2 pseudogenes are annotated in these 2,235 nt (G+C 76.4%); one reads left to right on the top strand and one right to left on the bottom strand.

Annotated features, from left to right (window positions below):
- Positions 1 to 805, top strand: a pseudogene (locus tag B7L92_RS05550) (hypothetical protein); the annotation flags it as partial.
- A gap of 79 nt (positions 806 to 884) precedes the next feature.
- Here B7L92_RS05550 and B7L92_RS05555 read toward each other — a convergent pair.
- Positions 885 to 2,235, bottom strand: a pseudogene (locus tag B7L92_RS05555) (glycosyltransferase family 2 protein); the annotation flags it as partial.

Raw genomic sequence — 2,235 nt, forward strand, 5'->3', positions numbered from 1 at the left:
GCGGCCGGCCGCCGGGCTGCTGCTGGGGGTGGCGGTGCTGTGGGCGTGGCCGTACTACGACTTCTTCGCGCTGTTCGGCGCCGGATCCGGCCTGGAGCCGGTGCACCGGGTGCTGTACGCGGACCTGGCCGCGCGGTTCGGGCTGGTGCTGCTCGGAGTGGCGGCGCTGGCCGCGCGGGGGCGGCGGGACCGGCGCGATCCGCTGGTGCTGTTCTTCCTGCTGGGCGTGGGGGTCGTGGCGGCCGGGTGGCTGAGCGGCCACTACTCCTGGGGGCGCGCGCTGCCCGCCGTGGTGATCCCGGCGCAGCTCGCGGTGGCGCTGGAGGCGGTCCGGGCGGGACGGCGGGGGGTGCGCGCCGGCTGGGCGGCCCTGCTCGCCGGGACGCTCGCCGTCGGCGCGTGGGCCCAGGCGGGGACGCTCGGGTACGTGGTGCCGCACGGCGCCCTGCCGCAGGCGGTCCGGGACGGGTACCGGCCGCCGTGGACGGGGTACGGCTGGATCACGCCGTGGGTGGGGTACGGGGACGTGGTCATGGCCAGGACCGCTCCGGCCCGCCGGATCCCGGCGTACGGGCCGTACACGGTCGCTCCCGGCTACCCCGACTTCTTCCTGCCGGACGAGGGGCGCCGGGCGGCGGCCACCGAGGAGTACTTCGCGGCGGGGACCCCGGAGAGGGCGCGGCGGACCATCGAGCGGGAGTACGGGGTGCGCTGGGTGGTGGACGAGTCCGGGACCCTGGACGACTCCGGGCTGCGGGCGGTGGCGCGGGGACCGGAGGGGCAGGTGCTCTACACGGTGCCGTGAGCCGCGGCCTCACACCGCGGCCCGCACCGCCGGCGCCCTCATCCCGCCGTCCGCACCGCGGCCCGCACCGCCGCCGTCCTCACCGCAGCGCGCTCGCCACCAGGCGGGCCGCCCGGCGCACGCTCGGGCGCGCCACCCGGCGGGCCACCGGACGCAGCACGCCCGCCGTGATCCCGACCGGTTCCCAGCTCACCTGGAGCCGGCCCGGACCGTGCCCCTCCGGCTCGACCGTGACCCGGTGCGGGGCCGTGCCGGAGCGGTAGGGGACGCGGGCGGTCAGGGCCGGGAAGCCGAGCGGCGCCAGCAGCAGCCCCGTGTTGCCCTGCCCCCGGTGGGTGAGGCGGACCATCGGGTGGCGCACCCCGGCGAAGCCGCTCAGCGGGAGGGACGCGGCCGCGAGGTCGACGCGGACGCGGCCCTCGAAGACGCCGGGACGGACGGGGGAGAGGCGGAAGGGGACCGTGAGGCGGCGCCGGCCGGGAGTGAGGAGAAGGACCGCGCGCTGCGGACCGACCGGCAGCCGCAGGGCCGGGTCGTACGTCCGTACGGCCAGCTCGACACCGGCCCCGGGGCCCCGGGCGATCTCCGTGATCTCGTGGCGGAACTGGGCGCCGAAGAACGGGCGGGTGTCCAGCTCCAGCTCGGTCAGGTCCAGTTCGCGGCGGGCGTCGGCGGAGTCGGGGACCCGCCCGCCCCAGTAGGTGCGGCCGTCCGCGTCCCTGGTCACCTGCCGCGGGGCGACGCCGTGGCCGAGACCGCGGGCCGCCAGCCGGGCCTCGTCCAGGCGCCGGTCGCGGATCAGCCGCAGCACCACCCGTTCGGCGCGCGGCAGGCGGGCGTACGCGCCCGGGGAGAGCGTGTCCAGGTAGGGGTTCACCAGGTCCGCGAAGGCCGCCAGCCACTCCTCGTCCCGGTGCGGCAGGTCGCCCGCGTACATCCGGAAGTCGTGCTTGAGGAACTTGTGGTCCTTGTCCTCGCGCAGCGCCTCGTGCCCGCTTTCGGTCAGGAAGGCGTCGATGAGGCGCTGGACGTGGATGCGGTCGCGGACGTTGCCGAGCAGGTGCCGCTGGTTGGAGATGGACGCCGCGTCGGCGGCGGCGTACGGGGCGATGTACCAGAGGTACACCGGCTCCGGGACGATCGTGAACCGCTTCGCCAGGCAGTACGCCTGGGCCGAGAAGAGCTGGTCCTCGTAGTGGATGCCCTCGGGGAAGCGCAGGGCGTGCCGGTCGAGGAAGGCGCGGGCGTACATCTTGCTGGTCGACAGGTGTTCGAAGAACAGCCGGGGGTCGGCCTCGATGCCGTCCAGGGTGCGGCGCTCGCGCACGAGGTGCGGCATCCAGGTGGAGCGGCGGCCGGTGTCCGTCCGGATCCGCCGCACCGCGCCCATCGCGAAGTCGATCTCCCGTTCGCGGTGGGCGCGGTGCGGC

This window comes from Streptomyces viridosporus, assembly GCF_002078235.1.
In the GTDB taxonomy this organism is placed as follows: domain Bacteria; phylum Actinomycetota; class Actinomycetes; order Streptomycetales; family Streptomycetaceae; genus Streptomyces; species Streptomyces viridosporus.